Below are 21317 nucleotides of genomic sequence, written 5' to 3' on the forward strand. Positions count from 1 at the left end.
ACATCTGTCACTCCGACTCCGACTCCGACGACATCTGTCACTCCGACTCCGACTCCGACGACATCTGTCACTCCGACGCCAACTCCGACGACATCTGTCACTCCGACTCCAACTCCGACGACATCTGTCACTCCGACTCCGACTCCGACGACATCTGTCACTCCGACTCCGACTCCGACGACATCTGTCACTCCGACTCCAACGCCAATACTTGGAAGCCCTGGCATTATGATTACTCCGCCATCGGGATTAGTAACTACAGAAGCAGGTGGCACAGACAGATTCAACATCAAACTTAACCGCCCACCGACTGCTGATGTGAGAATTGGTGTGCGTAGCAGCAATGAGGCAGAGGGAGTAATTTCGCCGGAATTGATTACCTTCAATTCTGCTAATTGGAATGAGTGGCAGCCTATTACGATCACGGGTGTGGACGATCAAGTATTTGACGGCGATAAGACTTATCAGATTGTGACTGCCCCTGCTGTCAGTGCCGATAGTGACTACAACGGCCTTGACGCACCGGATGCCACTGTTGTTAACAGGGATAACGAGCTGAGCTCTAACGATAACGCATCTGCTGGTATCACCGTCTCCCCCACCAACGGATTAATCACCACTAAAACAGGTGGCAAAGCCAAATTTACCCTCGCACTTAATAGCCCGCCCACGGCTCCTGTTACGATCGGTTTGAATGTTTCTCCTCAAAATCCAACAGAAGGTAGTCTCTCCACTCCAGGAGTTACCTTTACACCTAACAACTGGAATATTCCCCAGGAGGTAACGGTAAAAGGAGAGGGTGGTACTATCTCTGCTGCTAACCGACCTTACACGATCGTTACCGCCCCTGCGATCAGCACTGACAGCAAATACTCAGGTGTGGATGCCTCTGATGTCAGTCTTACCAATATGTTCGTTTATTCCGACAATCAATATCCTTCTAAGATTGTCGTTGGACCAACAAGCGGGTTGACTACCACAGAAGCTGGTGGCACCGATAATTTCAGCGTTGTCCTCAGTCGCCAACCTATCGCCGATGTTGTCATCCCAGTCAGCAGTGATAACACAGCAGAAGGAACTGTTTCTGTATCGACGCTGAAGTTCACTCCTGATAATTGGGATATAGCTCAGACTGTCACAATCAAGGGTTTTAACGATAATCAACCTGATGGCGATCGTCCCTACAAAATTATCCTTGGGCAGGCTATAAGCAGCGACTTTGCTGACAGTGGCGGCTTTTTTCCAAATTTTGTGTACTCAGGTCTCGATCCTCAAGATGTCAGCGTAACTAACCTCGAACGCAGTTACACTTTCAACAAAATCAAGACGGAAATCTCGAATGATTTCAAAGGCGGAGCGATTAGCGGTTGGGGAGACTACAGCGGTGATGGGAAACTGGATTTTATCGCGTCGGGCGCTCCTCAGCTACTTAGCACACTCGGTAGCAGTTTTAGCTTCACGAGCACTTGGCTGTACCGGAACACAGGCAGTACATTTACTGCTGAAAGCGGCAACACAGGTTTAGAGTTAGCTTCTGCCGCATCTTGGGGAGACTACAGCAACGACGGCAAGCTCAATTTTGCCTTACAAACAAACCAATTGCAAAGTCAGGCTCAAACGAACGACATACCAAACTATCTGAAAATCTACGACAACACTGGCAGCAACGAGAATGTATTCAACTCGGAACAGAGAAGTTCCGTTGATAGCTCCCAATCGTGGGCAGACTACAACAACGACGGCAAACTCGATCTCCTGAATGCCACCCAACAAAGTATCACGAATCAAAATGCAGACGGTACGTATAGCACCCTGGAAAACGCAAGCTTACTGTACCGCAATACTGGGAAGAGCGATATTGTTTTTACGCCAGATATTACTGCCCAACTCCCGGGTGTTCTCAACGGTTCAGCAGCATGGGGAGACCACAACAAGGACGGCAAACTCGACATCCTGCTAACGGGCGATAGTCTTTCCGGCAAAATAACCAAGGTGTTTGGCAATACTGGCAGTGGGTTTAGCGAAGCTTTCGCTTTGCCCGGTGTTTCTAATGGTTCGGCTGCTTGGGGAGACTATGACAATGATGGTGATTTGGATATCTTGCTCGCGGGTAATTCAGATTCTGGCAACATCACTAAAGTTTACCGGAACACAGGCAGCGGCTTTAACGAAGACAATACAGCCGTCTTGCCCGGTGGCAGTTTTGCAGCTTGGGGAGACTACGACAACGACGGCAAATTGGATATCTTGCTCAACAGCGAATTGGATGACAAGTTCTACAGCAAAGTTTACCGGAACACAGGCAGCGGCTTTAGCGAAGATATCAGTGCTGGACTGACTGGCGCCGGTTTTGGAGCTTGGGGAGACTACGACAGTGACGGCAAATTGGATATTTTGCTGGGCAACCAAGTGTACCGCAGCAATACTGCGATCGCGAACACTCCTCCCACTGCACCCACAGGGCTGTCGGCTGAGCCTTCTGGCCGAAATGTCACTTTCAACTGGAACAAAGCAACTGATGCTCAAACTCCTGCCGATGGTTTAAGCTACAACCTGCGAGTTGGCACGACACCAGGGGGCAGTGACATTCTCGCCCCGATGTCTCTCAATGACGGAACTCGGCAAGTTGTAGGGCTAGGTAATGCCAATCAAAACACCCAGTGGCAGCTCAAAGATTTGTCTCCAGATAAGACATATTACTGGAGCGTACAGGCAATTGATGCTGCTTGGGCAGGTTCAGAGTTTGCCACAGAAGGCAGTTTTACAGTCGCCAACAACCCGCCTGTCCTCAACTACGGCCCCGATACAACCCCGTGGCATTACCAGTACATCCAGTCGAGCAACTCATCAACCTTCGAGTACACCTTCCCAGAAAACACGTTCACTGACCCCGATCCGGGCGACCAACTGACCTACACAGCAACTCTGATGGACGGCAGTCCCCTGCCAAGTTGGCTCACTTTCAACCCAGATACCCGCACACTCAGCGGCACAAGTCCTAAACTGCAGCAGTTAACAATCAAGTTAACAGCAACAGACAGGGCGGGTCTTAGTGTCAGCGACAATGACCTTACACGTCCATTTCAGGGTATGTTGCTGACATTTAGTTGCACCGGCGTAGTTATTGACGGCTACATAAACGGTGCAACTCTCTTCCTAGACGCCAACAAAAATGGCGTCCTTGACACCAACGAACCATCCACCACCACTGACAGCAATGGTGAATTCAATCTCAACATCCCCTTCGAGACATTCGACACCAACAAAAACGGAGAAATCGACCCATCAGAAGGCAATCTAGTAGCCACAGGAGGCACTGACACCGCCACCGGCTTACCCCTAGAAACACCAGTCACCGCACCGCCCGATTCTAGTGTAGTCACCCTCCTAACCACCTTAGTCGCCGACTTAACCGACAAAGGAATTGAACCAGAAGAAGCGCAATCTTTAGTCAAAGCCGCCCTTGGACTCCCCACTGAAGTTGACCTAACTAGCTTAGATCCGATCGCAGCCACCAACCAAAATTTACCAGGCGGAGTCCAAGTCTTATCCGCAATGGTGAAAGTCCAAAACTTCATCACCCAAACCAGCGCTTTGATTGACGGCGCTTCCAGTGCAGTCAATACCGATATTGTCAAAGCTGTTGTCAGTTCAATTACCAATCAAATTGAATCCGGTACAGTCTTAAACCTGAGTAATGCCGCAGCCTTAGAACCAATCATTCAGCAAGCAGCCGCTAAAATCCAGCAAATTGACCCCAGTTTCAACAGTCAACAAGTCAGCCAAATTACATCGCAAGCAGCGACAGTAATGGCAACAGCCAATCAACGCATTGATAGCGCTGTCTCTAACCCAACAGCAACATCAATTCCTGAATCACTTGCCCGCCTCCAACAAGTAGCTTTAGGCCCAACCACTCAAGACTTCAAAGAAGTTGGTACCGGAAATAAACCAATTTCCCAGCTAGTTGCTGACAATACTGGTACTGCTTTAGATAGCAGAATTGAAGCAGTAGTTTTACCAGTTGGCCTTGCGACTCCTGTTGTCAGTGGCGATGCTGATTTGGGCAGCAATTCCCCGAATGCAATTCTCGGTACAAATGGCGACGATATCCTGATTGGCGACAGCGCAGATAATGTATTGATGGGTATGAGGGGCAATGATTCCCTCGATGGAACTCTGGGAAATGACACTGTTTTCGGCGGCAAAGGTAGCGATACTTTGGTCGGAAGTAGCGGTGATGATGCCTTGTTTGGCAATCGCGGCGCTGACATTTTGAACGGCGATGATGGCAACGATATGCTTTACGGAGGTAAGGGAGATGATTTGCTGACTGGCGGTTTGGGAAGTGATACTTTGACGGGAGGTAAGGGATTAGATAAGTTCTTGCTTTCTACCAATTCCGGTACTGATACGATCGCAGATTTTGAACTCGGTCAAGACTTGTTAGTATTGGGTAGCGGGCTGGATTTCTCGCAGTTGGCGATTAGTCAAGATAGCGCGGCTACTTTAATTCGGTTTGCACAAACTGGGGAAATTTTAGCTTCTCTCAGTGGAGTTTCTGCTAGCAGTATTAGCGCTGCCAATTTCGGATTGATTTAAGATTGAGTTGGATTCAATCACTTGTTTTAATAGTCTGGCAGATCCCCCCTAACCCCCCTTAAAAAAGGGGGGGACAATAGGGTTCTTCAAGTCCCCCTTCTTAAGGGGGATTTAGGGGGATCGAGACTTAAACACCAATCAGAAATACAGAGTCCTCTCTTCAATCCGCGTCGGCGGATTTGGTCTGACAAGACGCGGTTTCAACCGCCGAGTATCTAACATTTTCACATCAGCATCGCTGATATCGCATTCCCGGCAACTGCGAAACTAATCCCAACAATTCCAGTTGCAAAAGAATACCAGAAACCGTTCCCGCTTGCAATCCCGCTGCTTCCACAATTGTATCAAGAGAATTCGGCCCAGAACCCAGAGCACTTAACACCTTAGCCAATTCCGGCTCCAACGGCGGCCCTTGCTTTTCAACCGTCGGATTTGGGGGAAACAGCGACAACTGCTGCGCGCTATCCAATTTTGGCATAGCTCCGAGCATTTCCAACAACCTGTCTTCGCTTAACAGTCGATCACTATTCGGGAGAATCGGATGAGCACCTTTACTCAGCAACTCCAAACATCCAAAAGAACGCTCATCATCCAATCTGCCCGTCAAAACATACACATCCCGACAAAAATCATTAGCTTGATAAGCAGTAATTAAAGCACCCGATTTGTGCGGAGCTTCTATCACGATTGTAGCGCGACTTAAGCCAGCAATTATCCGATTTCGGCGCGGAAAATTAGTTTTATTCGGTTGAGTACCCGCCGGATATTCGCTAATTACCAATCCCTGCTGCAAAATGCGATCGCACAACCTCTCATTTTGTTTGGGATATACAATATCTACTCCCGTCCCCACTACGGCGAAAGTCCTTCCTCCCGCCTCCAAACAGCCTATATGAGCCTCTGTATCAATGCCCGCCGCCAATCCCGAAACCACAGTAAAACCGCTTTTAGCCAAAGCCGTACTAATTTTGCGAGTCCACCTTCTGCCGTATTCCGAAGGGCTGCGAGTACCAACCATTGCCACCGTCGGCGTAATTCCTTGATTCTCTTTTACATCAACTAAACCACGATAATACAACACTGGTGGCGGATTGTGAATTTCCAATAATAAGCGGGGATAATCTGGATCTGCAGGCGTCCAAAAACAGGGATTTTTTATAAGATGTTTTTCGATAAATTCTTCGGGATTGAGTTTAGTGCGTTCTTGCAAAATGGTTTCAATTATCTGCTTGCCAAACCCTTCGATTCGCATTAAATCTACTGGTTTTGCCGTCCAAGCTTCTGCCAAACTATTGAAATTTTGGTGCAATCTTTGCAACAAAATCGGCCCGATACCGTTAATTTGTGACCATGCTAACCAGTAAGCGCGTTCTTCTAACAACGAGTTGCCCTCAACTTATCTGAGAATGATTTTATCATTGTGGGTTGGGATATAGATTTTTTTTAACGAACCGCGAAGGCGCAAAGAATGCGAAGGGAAGAAGAGAAAGAGTTGAAAAGAATGGCTAAGCTTTCCAATCGACAAAACGGGCATAAATATAAGCAATAATTTCTCCGATTACTGTCCGAAAACCTTCGCTCGATTTCCACCATTCTTGAGGATTGTAATCTTGTGGTTCCGCCGCTATAATCCCGACTTTAATCTCAGGATTCAGCACTTCTTTAAATACAATCCAACTTCTGCGGGCGTGAGGGCCAAAGGAATAAAGATTAATTGAGTTAACTTTTAAACCTGAAGTAGAAAACCAATCTCGAAGTGCGATCGCAGAAGCAGCAGTGCGGTGTTTCACCACACTCGCTGCTGGTACTGCTACTACTTGGTTTTTATCAAATCCTAGCGCAATAAAAGTCGCGGCAGTTAGTGCGGCATAATTTTTATATTCAGCGAGATAGAAGCCTTTACTTAAAGGAACTCCTGTGGTAATTAATTGGCGGTATTCGCCTTTTTTGAATTCGGCGATCGCACTTTCGATCGCATAATCCGGCAACCAGCCTTCGACAACCAATATATCTGCTTTAATCGGCGCATTTACCGCCAAAAACGGATGGATCTTTGTGATAATTAAGAGCATTGCAATTATTAATCCCATCATAGCAATTACCCAGACTTCCCTGGTAACTGCCCACATTTCTCGGCGGCGAATTAGACGAATTCTCATTTTAAATCGATCTAGATTTTTTCGGGTATGGAGGCAGATTCGGCGAGACTGGGGAAGAGGGAAATAGTGGAAAACTGAGAGAATTTCCCAATGCCCAATGCCCCATTCCCAATGCCCCATTCCCAAATTATTGGTGTTTCAGATACTCAAAAACGCTTTTGTCCCCGATATCCTGCGGCATCGGTTGAAAAAACTTACGCACAGCAAAGATGATAAATAAAACGGCCCAAATAGCCAGCAAAAACTGTTCATTTTCCGCTGACAAAAAGCCAAAAATATGTCCTAAAATTAAGAGAGGAACTCCCGGAGTCAAAAACTTAGTTTCGAGGCGATTAAAGCAGAATGCTTCCTTAAAAAAAATGCCATTTAAGGCGGCAAAAGTAAAGCCAATTCCCCACAACGTGGCGGGATGTTCGTACACTGCTAAAGCTAAAGGTTGGCTGCTTTGTAATGCGACAAACAATGCTGCTGCGCCGCCGATCGCCCAAAACGCCTGTAGTGTTCGGTGCAGCGCAATCATGTAAATGTGAATAGTTGCCAAGCTGACGCCTAAAGCTATCCAGAAACAAGCAAAAACAGGCGTTACAGCTTGGATTGCCATCGGGTTGTCGCCCTGTTGCAGCACCAGAGTAGTGCCGATCGCAAAACACAGCGCCGCCACGCCCAATCCAGCGCGGTAAATCAACACTCCCGTGCGATCGTTTTGAGTAACCGTAAACTCGCCGAATTGTCCTTGATAGACTGGCGATTCATCAGGCGATTTCAGTAGTTGCATAATAGCTTCCTCCTATCAGACACGAATGTACTTCTGCCAAGATATACTTTATTGATAAACCGATCCAGCGAGACCGAGCGATGCCTAAATTTAACAAGCCTAAACTTAACCAGCCTAAAGTTAACAAGTCTAAAGTTAACAAATCTCAATTGGACGATCGCCCCGATCCAAGCAAATCCCTTCCTTCACAATCCGAACTTCCTCCAGTTCAGCTTGATGAAACCATTGTAGCAGGCAGAAGACCGAAACCGCTAAACGACTTTCAGAGCCTGCTGGAGGAATTATCAGAATTGAGATCGGGGTTCGATCCAGAAATGTTAGCGGAGCTCGACAAAAATCTCCCATTTAAGACCAAGCAATTTGAAACTAAAATGAGCAAAGTTTTGGGCTCGAAAAATATTGATTGCACCCTAAAAAACTCAATCAAATATCTAGAGTACATCAAGCAAAACATTCAACTTCCGTGCCACGTTACCGGCATAGAAGAGTTTGAATGGGAAGAAGAATATACAATGGGTTCTGGCAGTAAAAAAGAATATGCACGACTCAAAAAAACTCAACCTTCTTATACTGATAACTTCACAATTAATCGGTTACAGGATTTTGAGATTCAGGAAGAAGGCATATTTGTGGAAGTGCAGCGCGTCGGCGATCGCCAAAAGTTTATGTTGCCTTTATTCGAGTTAGAATCAGTTGATGTGATCTCCCGAAACAATCAGTTATTAGATGATTATGCCGTGTGGTTTCTCTATTATTAAGGAAGAGTGGAAAAGTGGAAAAGTGGGGGAGGGGAAGAGGGGGAGAAGGGGAGAAGGGGAGAGTGGGGGATAGGAAAAATCTGCCTTCTGCCTTCTGCCTTCTACCTTCTGCCTTCTGCCTTCTACCTTCTGCCTTCTGCCTTCTACCTTCTACCTTCTTAATTAAATTGAAGCCGCAAAGTGCGATCGCGAAACCAAAGCCAAAGCTTCAACCAAACTGCGAACAGCCGCGATCATCGCCACTTCGCTATTAAGTTGGCTGACAGCAGAACCGACGCCAACACCCGCAGCACCCGCTCCAATAGCGAGGGGTGCGGTGACGCTGGAGATACCAGAAGCGCAGAGTACGGGGACGGATACGGCGCGGGAAATTTCAAAGGCTGCTGCCAAAGTAGGCGCTGCTTTTTCAATTAATCCCAATGTGCCGGCGTGAATTGGTTGGGCGCTGGTGCCACCTTCGGTTTGGATGATATTAGCCCCAACTTTGACTAATTCAATTGCTAACTGCACTTGTTTGTCGAGTGTCAGAATGTGGGGAACTGTGACAGAAAGAGTGATGTTCGGAAATAGCGATCGAGTTTCGCGAGTCAACTCCAAAACTTCCTCAGCTTCAAAGCGGCGGCCTAGTGCGTAGAAAGCATCAAAGTTGCCAATTTCAATCAAATCAGCCCCAGCTTCTACCGCAGCCACAAACTTTTGCGGTTCCACAGCCGATACACAAATTGGCAGATTTGTCAACAGTTTTGCCATCAATACCAAATCTCGATCGGCAGCAATATCGACAAAGGAAGCACCGCCGAGATCCGCTGCTTTGACGACAGCCGCAACGTTGGCGGCATCAAAGTTATTTAAACCGCTGATAATTTTCAGGGCGCGACCTTGCTCAAATGCGCGCTGCAATTTAGAATTTACACTCATCGTTAGTTTTCCAACTCAGAAAATTTCTTAGACTCATTTTGACACGGATTAGAACAATTTTTGATTTTTAATTCTTAATTTTTAATTACACCCTTCAAAAAGAATGCAAATGTAGGTCAAGTCCCAACTCATAGGGAAAAAAGCGCGATTCTGGAATAATATTGTGCATATTACAATTCTCTAAGCTCAAGGGCAAAAGTTATGAACGCATTTGATAGCTTAAAGATCGAGGGGTTTCGCCGTTTTTTTTCGGCAGAAGTGGAAATGCGACCCCTGACTGTGATGATTGGTGCTAACGGTGTTGGCAAAAGTTCTTTTTTAGAAATATTCTCACTTTTAGCAGCATCAGCCAACGGTCAGTTACAGTCCAAAATTTCAGAGTTGGGCGGTTTAACTCAGATGGTAACATTAGACCGGGCTGATAGCGTGTCAATCTCCTTATCAATGCCTATAGAGAATCAGGAACCGCTTAACTATTCTCTGAAACTTGCAACCAAAGGTCAATTCTATGAAATTGGTTCAGAAACTCTAATCCAACAGCGCAATCGCCATGCTTCTCAACCTTTTAAGTATATTGAATCTCGCGGTTTAGATGTCAGATATTTCAGTCCAGACGATGAAAAGCTACTACGTCCAAACTGGCAGTACAATCGTTTGGAAAGCTCACTCGCTCAGGTTCCTAAGATGTATCAGGAACCAGAAACATTGAGGCAGCACTTAGCTTCATGTAGCTTTTATAAGGCGGGCGAGTTGAATCTTTCCCCTCAAAGTCCGATCCGTTTACCTCAATCTATGCGGCCTGCAACTTTGCCCGGTGTCAAGGGAGAAGATTTAGTTTCATGCCTCTATTACCTGCGAGAAACAGATCCAAATCGATTTGAAATTATCCAAGATACACTAGCTGCGGCTTTTCCTGATTTTGAAAGGTTGAGTTTTCCGCCAGTAGCAGCCGGAACTTTAGCAATGACTTGGAAGGATAGAAATTTTTCTCATCCTTTTTATATGCACCAACTATCCGAAGGGACGCTCAGGTTTCTCTGGTTAATCACCCTACTGCAAAGCCGAGATTTGACTGCTGTCACGCTGATTGATGAGCCGGAAGTTAGTTTACATCCAGAGTTGTTACAACTGTTAGCGAATGCCATGAGAGAAGCTTCTAAAAGAACTCAACTAATTGTCGCAACTCATTCCGATAGACTTATCCGATTTTTAAAGCCTCACGAGGTGCTAGTTTGTGATGCTGAAGATGGTCTTACAACTCTAACTTGGGCTGACTCTATAGACTTAGAACACTGGTTAGAAGATTATAGCTTGGATCAGCTTTGGGCAATGAACATTTTTGGAGGCAGACCGTGAAAATTGCTATTTTGGTTGAAGGAGCAACGGAAATGGCATTTAAGGCTAAGTTGCAAGAATTTCTTAAGTCACGCCTGGGACAGCAGATGCCAAAATTAAAGCTTATATCTTGTGAAGGTCGCATTCACAAAGAAGCAAAACTCAGGCGCGTTGTGGAAAATTTATTGACTGGTAGAGATGCCTATGATGCTGTAATTGCATTAACAGATGTTTATACGGGTACTAAAGATTTTAAAGATGCAGCGGATGCTAAGGATAAAATGAAACAATGGGTGGGGGACAATCCTAAATTTTATCCCCATGCAGCTTCCCATGACTTTGAAGCTTGGCTGTTACCTTTTTGGTCAAAAATTCAGCAAATATCAGGAGGTAATAGAGCGGTTCCTAGCGGTCTTCCTGAACTGGTCAATCACAATAATCCACCTTCTTATCGGATTAAAGAAATATTTGAACAGGGGAAACGTCGGAGCTACGATAAAGCGCGGGATGCCAAAAGAGTATTAGACGGACAAAATCTCATGGATGCTGCGGTAGTCTGTCCTGAATTAAAGGCTTTTTTGAATACTATTTTATCTCTTTGTGGGGGCGAATTGATTCCTTGATCGGTTCCAAAACGATACAAGCGCGCGAGTCTTGTCCTGGAAAAATCAAAATTTTTAATCAAGCTATGGCGGGGTTTCATATCGTTTCCAGTTACATCGGAATAATAAAATCGAGTCAACAGTCAACAGTCAACAATCATGTATGAGTGTATGAGTGCAACCGGAATTGATATCACATCTGGCTTACTATAGTTATCAAAAAAGTGAGGATAGCCCTATGCCCTATGCCCTATGCCCTATGCCCTATGCCCTATCCCGGATAGTACCTCATACCAGAGCACAGAAAGGCTATATATGTATATACTGTGCTGTGCGGGACGATCGCACTTCTCAACAACGCTTTTAAATTTCCGCAGAGATGCTCCACCATCAAGCGTGAAAGCTTTCACTCTCCGTGAGAGCCTCTTACTCGCTAAAAAGATATATAAAACCCTTGGGATGTTTCCACTCGTAAAAAATACTTTTTACCAAATTGGAACGCTCTCAATCAACGGGCAGAAAAATTCAAAAGTAATTCCAAAGACAGATAACAAATTATGTCTGTCGGTAGATAATAAAATATACCAGATGGTGTAATTGCGCGCTGATATTATAGAGAATGCCCGATCGCCCGCTCAGACAGAAAGACATCAAGACAACTAGATAGATGGAACCTTGGCAAACCCCACCAACTAATTTAACCGACATTCCGATCGCAAAGCTTCTGTCGCGCCGCACCCCTCGATCGCCCGATTTGCCAGCAGAAAATCGGGCGCTGCAAACCCTTGCCCGAAAACTGGCAACCTCCCCCCGCACCCTGCTCCAAACACTCGTGGCGATCGCGCGAGATTTGTGCAGCGCAGGCAGCGTCGGAGTCTGCTTACTATCAGAAAATGCAGATTCAGAACAAACTTTCTATTGGGAAGCCTTGGCGGGTGCTTGGGAAGTCGCAGAACAAACAAATACACCCCAGACATTGCGTTTTTCAGGAGCAGGTCTAGACTTGCAAACTCCCCAGCTTTACCTGCATCCAGAACGATATTTCCCCGACTTGCCGCAGCTAGGAATGCCGATCGCCGAAGCCTTAGTGCTGCCGCTGTACGCCGTAAATCAACCGCTGGGAGCAATCTGGATTGTCTCTCACGATAGCGGCCAGTTCGATGCTGAAGACTTGCGGATCGGGCTGATGCTAGCAGACTTTGCCGTTGCCGCCCTAAAAGTCGATCGCGCGAATCGAACCACAGAAGCCCTGCGAAAAAGCGAAGAACGCTGGCAGCTAGCCTTGCAGGGCAACAACGACGGCATTTGGGATCACAACCTGCAAACAAATTGCTATGTAGTGAGCGATCGCTGTTTAGAGATTTTGGAACGTGGGCCCGAAGAAGTCAAGGACTTCAGCCAATATTTGAGCTACATTCATCCCGATGATGTGGAGAGAATGCAAAGCAATTGGCAGCAGCACTTGCATCGAGAAACCTCACATTACTGCGGAGAGTACCGCATTCGCTGTTCCGACGGGCGCTACAAATGGATTTTAGCCAGAGGGCGAGCAATTTGGGACGAGTCAGGCAATCCCTTGCGGGCCGTGGGTTCCCTCACAGATATCAGCGATCGCAAACAAACTGAAATTGCCTTGAAACAAAGCGAAGAACGTTTGAGCGTCGCCATCGAAGGCTCAGGCATGGCAACCTGGGATTTAGACGTGCGAACAAATCGAATAATTTGGTCGGCGACCCATTTCAGCATTTTGGGCTGCGAACCAGTACCGGACGGCGAAACAACCTTCGCTGTGTGGCAAAACTGCGTGCATCCAGACGACTTAAAGCAAGTCCTGCAGGCAATAGAAACAGCTCGGCAAACGCGATCGCTCTACTCCCCCGAATACCGCATCATCCGGGCCGACACCAAAGAAATCCGCTGGTTGAGAGCGTTCGGGCGCTATCTCTACGACGCCGCAGGGGAAGCAGTGCGGTTTATCGGAGTATTATTTGATGCTACCGATCGCAAACAAGCCGAACTCGATTTGCAAGAAAGCAACAACCGCTTTCAACTAGCTACAAGGGCGATCGACGGCATGGTGTTTGAGTGGGATCTGGCAGCAAACTCAGTTTACCGTTCCGAGGGATTGTTCTCGATCGTCGGTGTCTGCCCAGAGGATGCACCGGCAGAACCAGAGTGGTGGAGAGAACGCATCCATCCCGTCGATTTGGCGCGCCTCCAAGCCGGGCGGGAATCAATCTTAAGTGCTGAGCGCTACGAAATCGAGTACCGAGTCCGGCACGAAGACGGGCGCTGGATCGATGTTTGGGAGCGAGGCTGTTTAATCCCCAATCAACAAGGTGAAGTGACCAAAATAGTCGGCTTCACCAGTGACATTACCAAGCGCAAACAAACAGAAGCAGCACTGCGCGATCGCGAAACCCACCTGCAATTGATTCTCGACAGCGCCAAAGACTACGCCATCTTCACCCTCGACACCGACGGACACTTTACCACTTGGAACGCAGGCGCCGAGAGAATGCTGGGCCATGCCGAAGCTGAAATCGTCGGCGAGCACGGACGAATCATCTTCACCCCAGAAGACTCTGCAGCCAGAAGGCCGGAATTAGAAATGCACTTGGCGCTGACTGAAGGAAAGGGAGAAAACGAGCGCTGGCACATCCGCAAAGACGGCAGCCGCTTTTGGGGCAGCGGGCTGGTGATGCCCCTGCGCGACGCAGCAGGCGACGTGCAAGGTTTCCTGAAAATCATGCAGGACAAAACCGAGCGCCGGCAAATAGAACAAGCACTGCGGCAAAGCGAAAATCGCTACCGCACCCTCGCCGATGGCGTCCCGCAATTAATGTGGATCAACACCGCCGACGGCAGGTTAGATTTTTGCAACCAGCACTGGCTAAGCTACACGGGCCTGATTCCAGAATTGCCTCTGACTGTGCCGGTGCTGGAATTATTTCATCCAGAGGATCTGCCAACAGTTGTCGGCACGCGCAGCAAGGCTATTGCAGCAGGAGAAGCCTACGAATTCGAGTGTCGGGTACGCAGGTTTGACAACACCTACCGCTGGCATTTGGCGCGACTTGTGCCCATCAAAGACGGGGAGGGACAGGTGCTGCAATGGGCCGGGATTGGCATTGATATTGACGATCGCAAACAAGCCGAAGAAAGCTTAGCAGAAAGCGACCGCCGGTTCCGCTTCCTGGCTGAGTCGCTGCCCCACCTGATTTGGAATTTAGACACCGCCGGAGAACTTCGCTTTGCCAATCAAAAATGGTCGGAATATCTGGGAATGTCTTACGAGGAAGCCGCTCAAAACAATTGGGAGTTCGTAGTGCCGCCGTCGGATTTTGCAGAAGCTTTTGCCCGCTGGCAAGAGTGTCAAATTACCGGACAAGTTTATCAAGTTGAGTTCCGCCTGCGGCGGGCTTCCGACCAAATGGAACGCTGGCATTTGTCCCGCGCCGTGCCAATTCGCGACGCACGGGGCGAGATTGTCGAGTGGATCGGCACGAATACCGACATTCACGATCGCAAAAAAGACCAACTCAACGAGCAGTTTCTCTCGGGCCTCCAACTCCGCTTGCCACAAAGCTCCAATCCCGCAGAAATGTTGTGGGAAGCTATGAGCAGTCTGGGAGAATATCTACAGGTCGATCGCTGCATCTGGTACGAAGTTGATACTGCAGCGGGAGTGGCAATTGTCGATCGAGACTGGCACCAGCCTGGTTTGGCCAGTCTCGCCGGCACCTATCAAATCTCAGACTTTAAGACGGCAGAATTGACAGATATCTGTATAGCAAATCAACCACTTGTCATCTCAGATATCGCTAATTACCCGGATACAGCCTCTTTTGCCGATAAATACGATGGTCTTGGCATTCGCGCTTTAATCGATGTTCCCTGCCTTCAGGGAGGGCGCTGGGTGGCTGTTTTGGCGGTGACATCACAGGCAGTGCGGAACTGGCAGATTGATGAAGTTTCGCTGATGCAAGAAGTGGTGGCTCGCCTCTGGACTGTGATCCAGCACGCGCGAGCTCTGCAGGATCTGCACGAAAGCGAGGATCGGTTCCGCGCTCTAGCTGACAACATCGCCCAGTTGACCTGGATGACAGATGACACAGGCTGGATTTTCTGGTACAACCAGCGCTGGTTTGACTACACGGGCACCACCCTAGAGGAAATGCAAGGCTGGGGCTGGCAGCAGGTGCACCACCCGGAACACGTCGATCGGGTTGTCGCAAAATTTAGGCGCTGCATTGAAACAGGCGAACCTTGGGAAGATACTTTCCCCTTGCGCGGCAAAGACGGATCGTACTGCTGGTTTCTCTCCCGCGCCGTGCCGGTGCGCGACGAGAAAGGCAATTTGCTGCGCTGGTTTGGCACCAACACCGACATTACCGATCGCCTGAATGCAGAAGCGGAACGGGAACGCCTGCTAGCCCTCGAAAAGGCTGCCAGGGAGGAAGCAGAACGCGCTAACCGCGTCAAAGACGAATTTTTGGCTGTTTTGTCCCACGAATTGCGGACTCCCTTAAACCCGATTATGGGCTGGGCAAAGCTGTTGCAATCGAACGTGCTGACACCGCAAAAGCAGCGCTACGCCCTAGAAACGATCGAGCGCAACGCCAAACTGCAAACCCAGCTAATCGAAGATTTGCTCGACGTGTCGGGGATTCTGCAAGGCAAAGTCAACTTGAATATTGTACCTGTGGATTTAGCTGGGGCGATCGCCGCCGCCATTGAAACGGTGCGTTTGTCGGCCCAAGTCAAATCGATTCAAATCAACGCTCAATTTGCACCGAATCTCGGCCGGGTGTTGGGCGATGCTGGCCGACTTCAGCAGGTAGTCTGGAATTTGCTGTCAAATGCCGTCAAGTTCACCCCACCCGGAGGCAAAATCGACATTGCTCTCGATCGGGTTGACACGGATGCTCAAATTACTGTAACTGATACGGGCAAAGGCATAGAACCTGATTTTCTGCCCTACGTTTTCGACTATTTCCGGCAAGCTGACAGCACGTACACGCGCAAGTTTGGCGGATTGGGTTTAGGATTGGCGATCGTCCGCCATCTCGTCGAACTCCACGGTGGCACAGTGAAATCCGACAGTGCAGGCGAAGGAAAAGGCGCGACATTTACAGTCAGAATACCCCTGATGCCCGTGCAACCTCAAACAATTCCCGCACCGACACCGCCGGAGAAATCCTTCAATTTCAACGGTATCCGGGTGTTAGCGGTGGATGATGATGCTGATGCGCGAGATTTGGTAGTTTTTTTGTTGGAGGATTGCGGCGCAACCGTGACAGCAGTTTCTAACGCCGCCGATGCCTTGGCGGCTTTAACTGTGTCTGTGCCGGATCTGCTGTTGAGCGATATTGGGATGCCCGACACCGACGGTTATATGTTGCTGCGGCAGGTTCGGGCTCTACCTGCAGATCGAGGGGGACTTGTGCCGGCGATCGCCCTCACGGCTTATGCTGGAGAAATTGACTATCAGCAGGCCCTGGCTGCGGGGTTCCAGCGGCACATTTGTAAGCCTTTAGACCCCGACAAGTTGGTGCAGGCGATTTGGGAGGTACTCGATAGTTCTGGCTAAAATATTTTTTAAGGTTTTTTTGTGTCTAAAAAGTCTTTATTTAATGAACCGCGAAGACGCAAAGAACGCCAAGGAAAAAGGCAAGAAGAAAGGAAGAAGTTAATAATTTCAAGTCCGGTTAGATCTGAGATATTACACCCTTTTCAATCAGCGTTTTATTGACAGGCTAGGAGCAACGGCCTACCAGAAAATTCACTTTTTGTGGAACAGGTCGGAAAGCTTATTCAGGAAAATGGTACAATATCTCAGGTGTAAGCAATTTTATTGTCGTTCGATCGCACATCATCTCAAACAAAAAAACCTCACAGATGGAGGTTTTTGGATGATTATTCGCGATCAGACAGGTTAAAACATCCTGTCCCTGCATAATGCCCACAGCACTAAGACTCAATTCTTAGCGGTAGTCAGTACGCACCGCAGGCTCTCGATCACTTGTTGTAGTTGTATAGCGGACATTTTCTTCACGTTTACGGGGAATCAAGCCCAACAAACCAGACAAGCCTAGCAATCCCAACCATCCCCAATCAAAATCGCGATCGGTCTCAGCATTGTAGACATCGGAGCGAGGAGTGGTGGTGGTTGTAGTGTTGTTAGTACCGGGAGTAGTACCGCCAGTTGTATCTGTCTGAGCTGAAGCAGGGAGATGAGCTGGTGCTATGGCTAAACCAGCAGCTATAATACCTGCACCGATTGCTTTGGATAAATCAGAACGTTTCATAATTCAAATGCTCTCTGTTGGCAAAAATCTTTAACTATCAAAACTATATCGATTGGCTTTTAAAGTTATATCCACCTCTAGCAGTAAAGATTGTTATGTTCCACGTATAACTAGAGATTGATATCCAATTTTTAGCAGCAAAACAAAATTAAAGATTGCTCGCGGAGGCACTCCGGCACTAGAAATCGCGGGTCTGACACCTCACTCGGTTGTCAGGCACGAGGCACTCTCTACAACTGACCGAAAAACGAGACGCAAGCCCCAGGCTTTAGACACGGGGAAAAGTCGGCAGCGGTTTCAACCGCCTTGCCTTTCCTCATTCAAGTGAGTCATATTCTTAACATATCTATTTATATCAATGATCATTTTGCTGCTACAATAATTCTATGAAACAACGATATAAGTACCGCATATATCCAACTTCTCCGCAAGTTCATAGTCTTGCTAAGTTGTTTGGTTGCTGTCGTGTTGTATGGAACGATTCACTAGCATTGTGTAATTCGGCAGAGAAGTTACCGAGTAACGGAGACTTGCAAAAGACTTTCATTACTCAAGCTAAAAATTCGGAAGAACGGGGATGGCTAGCGGAAGTTTCAAACATCCCTCTTCAGCAATCAATTGCAGATTTAGGAGTAGCTTGGAAGAACTACTTTGATTCATTCAAAGAAAAGCGAAAAGGTCGGAGAGTTAGCAGTCCCAAGTTTAAAAAGCGTAAAAGTAGGCAGTCGGCACGATTCAGAATAGGAGGCTTTTCAATTAAGTATGAGAAAATCTATCTTGCCAAAATTGGGAAGATTAAAGTTGTTTGGTCAAGAGAGTTGCCGTCTTTACCGAGTTCGGTCACGGTAATCAAAGATGCTGCAAATCGATACTTTGTCAGCTTCGTAGTTGAAATTAGCCCAGTAAAGTTGCCTGACAACGGGCAATCGGTTGGCATCGCTCTCGGTATCACCGACTTCGCCACCCTGAGTAGAGGTGAAAAAGTGAAAGCTCCCAAGCCACTCAAGAAGCATCTGAGAAAACTTCACAAGGCACAGCGTAAGCTGGCTAGAAAGAAAAAAGGCAGCAGGCGGAGAGAATTAGCACGTCGGAATGTGGCGAGAATTCACGCCAGAATCTCCGATATTCGTAAGGATTTTCTACACCAATTGAGTACCAGAATTATTCGTGAAAACCAAACGATAGTTCTGGAAGACCTCAAGGTTTCCGGGATGATGAAAAATCGTAAGTTATCCCGTGCTATTTCTGATTTAGGCTGGCGAAGTTTTCGGACGATGTTAGAAGCTAAGTCAGAAATGTACGGCAGAGATTTTAGAGTTATCAGTCGCTGGGAACCGACCAGTCAACGTTGTTCTTGTTGTGGACAAATTGGCGGTAAAAAAGAACTCTCAGTCCGTGAATGGACTTGCTTGTTTTGCGATGCCGTTCACGACCGAGATGAGAATGCAGCGATTAATATAAAAGTCGCGGGCGGATTGCCTGAGACTCTAACGGACGTGGAGGACGGAGTAAGACCACATCCAATGCGGAATCGAACAGTGAAGCGTCAACCCACCAGTTCCCTAGACAGCTTTCGTTGTTTGGGTAGATTGGAATCCCCCTGATTCATCAGCGGGGAGGATGTCAAAAAAAAGGTAAACTCAGATATTGCACAGATAACAGTTGGAACTCGATCGACGGAGATCAAAACTTTTGGGTATAGAGCTACGCAGCTACGTATTTCTAGACAACTTGCAGCCGCAGCACGCAGCATACATCGGCACCATCGCCGCCGGATTCTTGCCGCTGCCGGGGGATGCGTCGCTGTGGATAGAAATCTCGCCAGGTATCGAAATTAACCGAATTACCGATGTCGCCCTCAAATCTGCCTCCGTGCGCCCAGGAGTGCAGATAGTTGAACGCTTGTACGGACTTCTGGAAGTACACTCAAGTCAGCAGGGGGAAACTCGGGCCGCAGGCAAAGCAATTCTAGAATTCATCGGAGTCCGCAGAGAAGAAGGTATCAAACCGCGAGTGATTTCCAGTCAAATTATTCGCAACATTGACCCCCACCAAACACAATTAATCAACCGCACCCGCCGCGGACAGTTGCTGTTGGCGGGACAAACGCTTTACGTCTTAGAAGTAGAACCGGCGGCTTATGCAGCGCTGGCGGCTAATGAAGCAGAAAAAGGTGCATCAATTAACATCTTAGAGGTTCAGGCTGTAGGCAGTTTCGGACGGCTTTACCTCGGTGGCGCAGAACGAGATATTATAGCAGGTTCCCAGGCAGCAATTGCGGCGGTGGAAAACGTAACGGGTCGAGAACATCCAGCAATTTTGGGTCGCAAGGAATAGCCGTTAAAGGAGATGCAATTATGGCAAACACACAGCATTTAGCGCTGTTAAAAAAAGGTGCAGTTACTTGGATTGAATGGAGAAGTCTCAACCCAAATATAGAACCGGATCTCAGCGAAGCTAACCTCGCACAAGCAAATCTCAGAGGTGCTTATCTTTGGCGGTCGAACCTTTTTAAAGCAGACTTGTTTAAGGCTAAATTAATTTCGGCAAACCTCGCCGAATCTAATTTTAGTTTAGCAAATCTTGCCGGAGCGCAACTGCTGGAAACTAATTTAATTAAAGCTAATTTAACTGGAACTAACCTCCGAGCGGCTGACCTCAGAGGATCTGATTTGAGCGGTGCTAATTTAATTGGGGCTGACCTCAGCGCTGCTAATCTCCAACAAACCGATTTCGGTGATGCGAATTTAATCGGTGCGGTGATGTTTCGAGCTAATGCGATGGGGGCGAACCTCAATTTTGCTAATCTCAGTCAAGCAAATCTCACTCAAGCTGAATTGATTGAAGCACATTGCTATGCAGCTAATTTCTCTAAAGCTAACCTCGGGGAAGCTCACTTCACTGCAGCATATCTTTTCCGGGCAAATCTCTGTTTTGCACAGTTGAGCGCGGCAGATTTCCGGTGGGCAAACCTGGGCAAAGCTGATTTGAGAGGGGCGAATTTGACCGGGGCAAATCTCAGGGGAGCGAACTTGGCGGGAGCTAATCTGGGCGAAGCTATTTTGAAAGGAACAATCATGCCTGACGGCAGCATTGTTTCATAAATATTGGATAATATTTATTCCTGTAAAATAACCGTGATAGTTAAAAAAAGCCAGTTGCGCGTTTATAGAAAGGATAGCCAAAACATGAAATTTTGGGGCGGGTTCAGACTTTCTATCTAATGCAAATCTGAGATGAGAGTGAACCCGCCTCGGCTCAAAACTCGCAACTGTCGATCGATTAATTTTTGCCAGCGGGCGATACTTGATAAAGTCCTCTAACGGGCCCTGAATCAGTCGGTGAACCTTCCTGCTGTGTTGGAAGTGTAAACTGATCTTGGAGTCCGGCGGGAGTGGCGAAACAGCCACTTGCTTGAGGTGCTAGCTGGCAAGCTGCAGGCAGTGCCATGACTGAGGCATCGAAGGGATTAACTGCATCTGGGACGCGGAGAATCGGGTCGCTGGAAACTTGCCGCTGCATTACTCGTCGGTAGAAGCCGTTGACGCGACTGGCATCCCTCTCAATTTCTTTTTCGGGAAAGGCAACGACGCCGCTGGGGGAACCGATGCCTAAATAGTCGCCCAAGTAACCTTGCAAGCTAACGTTGTGGTAAAAGTCTCCTGAAGCTTCAAAGAATTGTCGGTTGAAGTCGTCGGCAATCGGGTGAAATCGCTCTGTTTGTGCTTGAGCTGGTTTGACGGATGCCAGTGTGGCAGAGGCGACAGCGAGAATCAACGCGCCGCTCAGCCTTTTTAACTTTTGACTCATAATATTTAAGCCTCTAGATTAATTACGGTTCCAATATAAACTGATTA

General features: G+C 47.8%; 15 protein-coding genes. 8 read left to right on the top strand and 7 right to left on the bottom strand.

Going from position 1 to position 21317, the window contains the following annotated elements:
* Positions 1–227, bottom strand: a 227-nt coding sequence (locus QUA44_RS20640; RefSeq protein ID WP_333253807.1) for a hypothetical protein, incomplete at its 3' end; no start/stop codon positions are given.
* 1 nt (position 228) lies between these two features.
* Between QUA44_RS20640 and QUA44_RS20645 the strand changes: the two genes are divergently transcribed.
* On the top strand, positions 229–4602 hold the full coding sequence (locus QUA44_RS20645) for an FG-GAP-like repeat-containing protein (RefSeq protein WP_333253804.1): 4374 nt from the start codon (positions 229–231) through the stop codon (positions 4600–4602).
* 229 nt (positions 4603–4831) lie between these two features.
* On the opposite strand, the gene dprA is transcribed toward QUA44_RS20645, so the two are convergent.
* The 3 genes from dprA to QUA44_RS20660 form a co-directional block, all read right to left on the bottom strand.
* Entirely contained in the window at positions 4832–5983 is a 1152-nt protein-coding gene (dprA, locus tag QUA44_RS20650; protein WP_333253802.1) for a DNA-processing protein DprA, read from the bottom strand.
* A gap of 124 nt (positions 5984–6107) precedes the next feature.
* A complete protein-coding gene (locus QUA44_RS20655) occupies positions 6108–6761 on the bottom strand; it encodes a YdcF family protein (RefSeq protein ID WP_333253800.1) in 654 nt (217 codons plus the stop codon).
* A 127-nt stretch (positions 6762–6888) separates the two neighbouring features.
* On the bottom strand, positions 6889–7536 hold the full coding sequence (locus QUA44_RS20660; RefSeq protein ID WP_333253798.1) for a DUF2301 domain-containing membrane protein: 648 nt from the start codon (positions 7534–7536) through the stop codon (positions 6889–6891).
* An 80-nt stretch (positions 7537–7616) separates the two neighbouring features.
* On the opposite strand from QUA44_RS20660, the gene QUA44_RS20665 reads away from it, so the two are divergent.
* Entirely contained in the window at positions 7617–8294 is a 678-nt protein-coding gene (locus QUA44_RS20665; protein WP_333253796.1) for a calcium-binding protein, read from the top strand.
* A 162-nt stretch (positions 8295–8456) separates the two neighbouring features.
* Here QUA44_RS20665 and QUA44_RS20670 read toward each other — a convergent pair whose 3' ends face one another.
* The gene (locus QUA44_RS20670) at positions 8457–9212 is read right to left on the bottom strand and encodes a DUF561 domain-containing protein (RefSeq protein WP_333253794.1); all 756 of its coding nucleotides are present in this window, start codon (positions 9210–9212) and stop codon (positions 8457–8459) included.
* Between the two features lie 201 nt (positions 9213–9413).
* On the opposite strand from QUA44_RS20670, the gene QUA44_RS20675 reads away from it, so the two are divergent.
* From QUA44_RS20675 to QUA44_RS20685, 3 genes are all read left to right on the top strand, one after another.
* A complete protein-coding gene (locus tag QUA44_RS20675; RefSeq protein ID WP_333253792.1) occupies positions 9414–10568 on the top strand; it encodes an AAA family ATPase in 1155 nt (384 codons plus the stop codon).
* Positions 10565–11170, top strand: a complete 606-nt coding sequence (locus QUA44_RS20680) for a DUF4276 family protein (protein ID WP_333253791.1) — start codon at positions 10565–10567, stop codon at positions 11168–11170. The genes QUA44_RS20675 and QUA44_RS20680 overlap by 4 nt, the downstream gene beginning before the upstream one ends.
* 646 nt (positions 11171–11816) lie before the next feature.
* Complete coding sequence (locus tag QUA44_RS20685; RefSeq protein ID WP_333253789.1) at positions 11817–16742, top strand: PAS domain-containing protein; 4926 nt, start codon at positions 11817–11819, stop codon at positions 16740–16742.
* Between the two features lie 394 nt (positions 16743–17136).
* Here QUA44_RS20685 and QUA44_RS20690 read toward each other — a convergent pair whose 3' ends face one another.
* Entirely contained in the window at positions 17137–17460 is a 324-nt protein-coding gene (locus tag QUA44_RS20690) for a WGxxGxxG family protein (protein ID WP_333253787.1), read from the bottom strand.
* A gap of 386 nt (positions 17461–17846) precedes the next feature.
* On the opposite strand from QUA44_RS20690, the gene QUA44_RS20695 reads away from it, so the two are divergent.
* The 3 genes from QUA44_RS20695 (at position 17847) to QUA44_RS20705 (ending at position 20564) form a co-directional block, all read left to right on the top strand.
* Entirely contained in the window at positions 17847–19064 is a 1218-nt protein-coding gene (locus QUA44_RS20695) for an RNA-guided endonuclease TnpB family protein (RefSeq protein ID WP_333253785.1), read from the top strand.
* An 88-nt stretch (positions 19065–19152) separates the two neighbouring features.
* Positions 19153–19797 carry a hypothetical protein gene (locus QUA44_RS20700; protein ID WP_333253783.1) on the top strand — a complete coding sequence of 215 codons (645 nt, stop codon included), beginning with the start codon at positions 19153–19155 and terminating at the stop codon, positions 19795–19797.
* Between the two features lie 20 nt (positions 19798–19817).
* The gene (locus tag QUA44_RS20705) at positions 19818–20564 is read left to right on the top strand and encodes a pentapeptide repeat-containing protein (protein WP_333253781.1); all 747 of its coding nucleotides are present in this window, start codon (positions 19818–19820) and stop codon (positions 20562–20564) included.
* Between the two features lie 178 nt (positions 20565–20742).
* Here QUA44_RS20705 and QUA44_RS20710 read toward each other — a convergent pair whose 3' ends face one another.
* Positions 20743–21270 (bottom strand): hypothetical protein, encoded by a 528-nt coding sequence (locus QUA44_RS20710; RefSeq protein ID WP_333253778.1) that lies wholly within the window; start codon positions 21268–21270, stop codon positions 20743–20745.
* Positions 21271–21317: the final 47 nt, after the last annotated feature.

The organism is Microcoleus sp. N9_A2 (assembly GCF_036701775.1).
In the GTDB taxonomy this organism is placed as follows: Bacteria; Cyanobacteriota; Cyanobacteriia; order Cyanobacteriales; family Microcoleaceae; genus Microcoleus.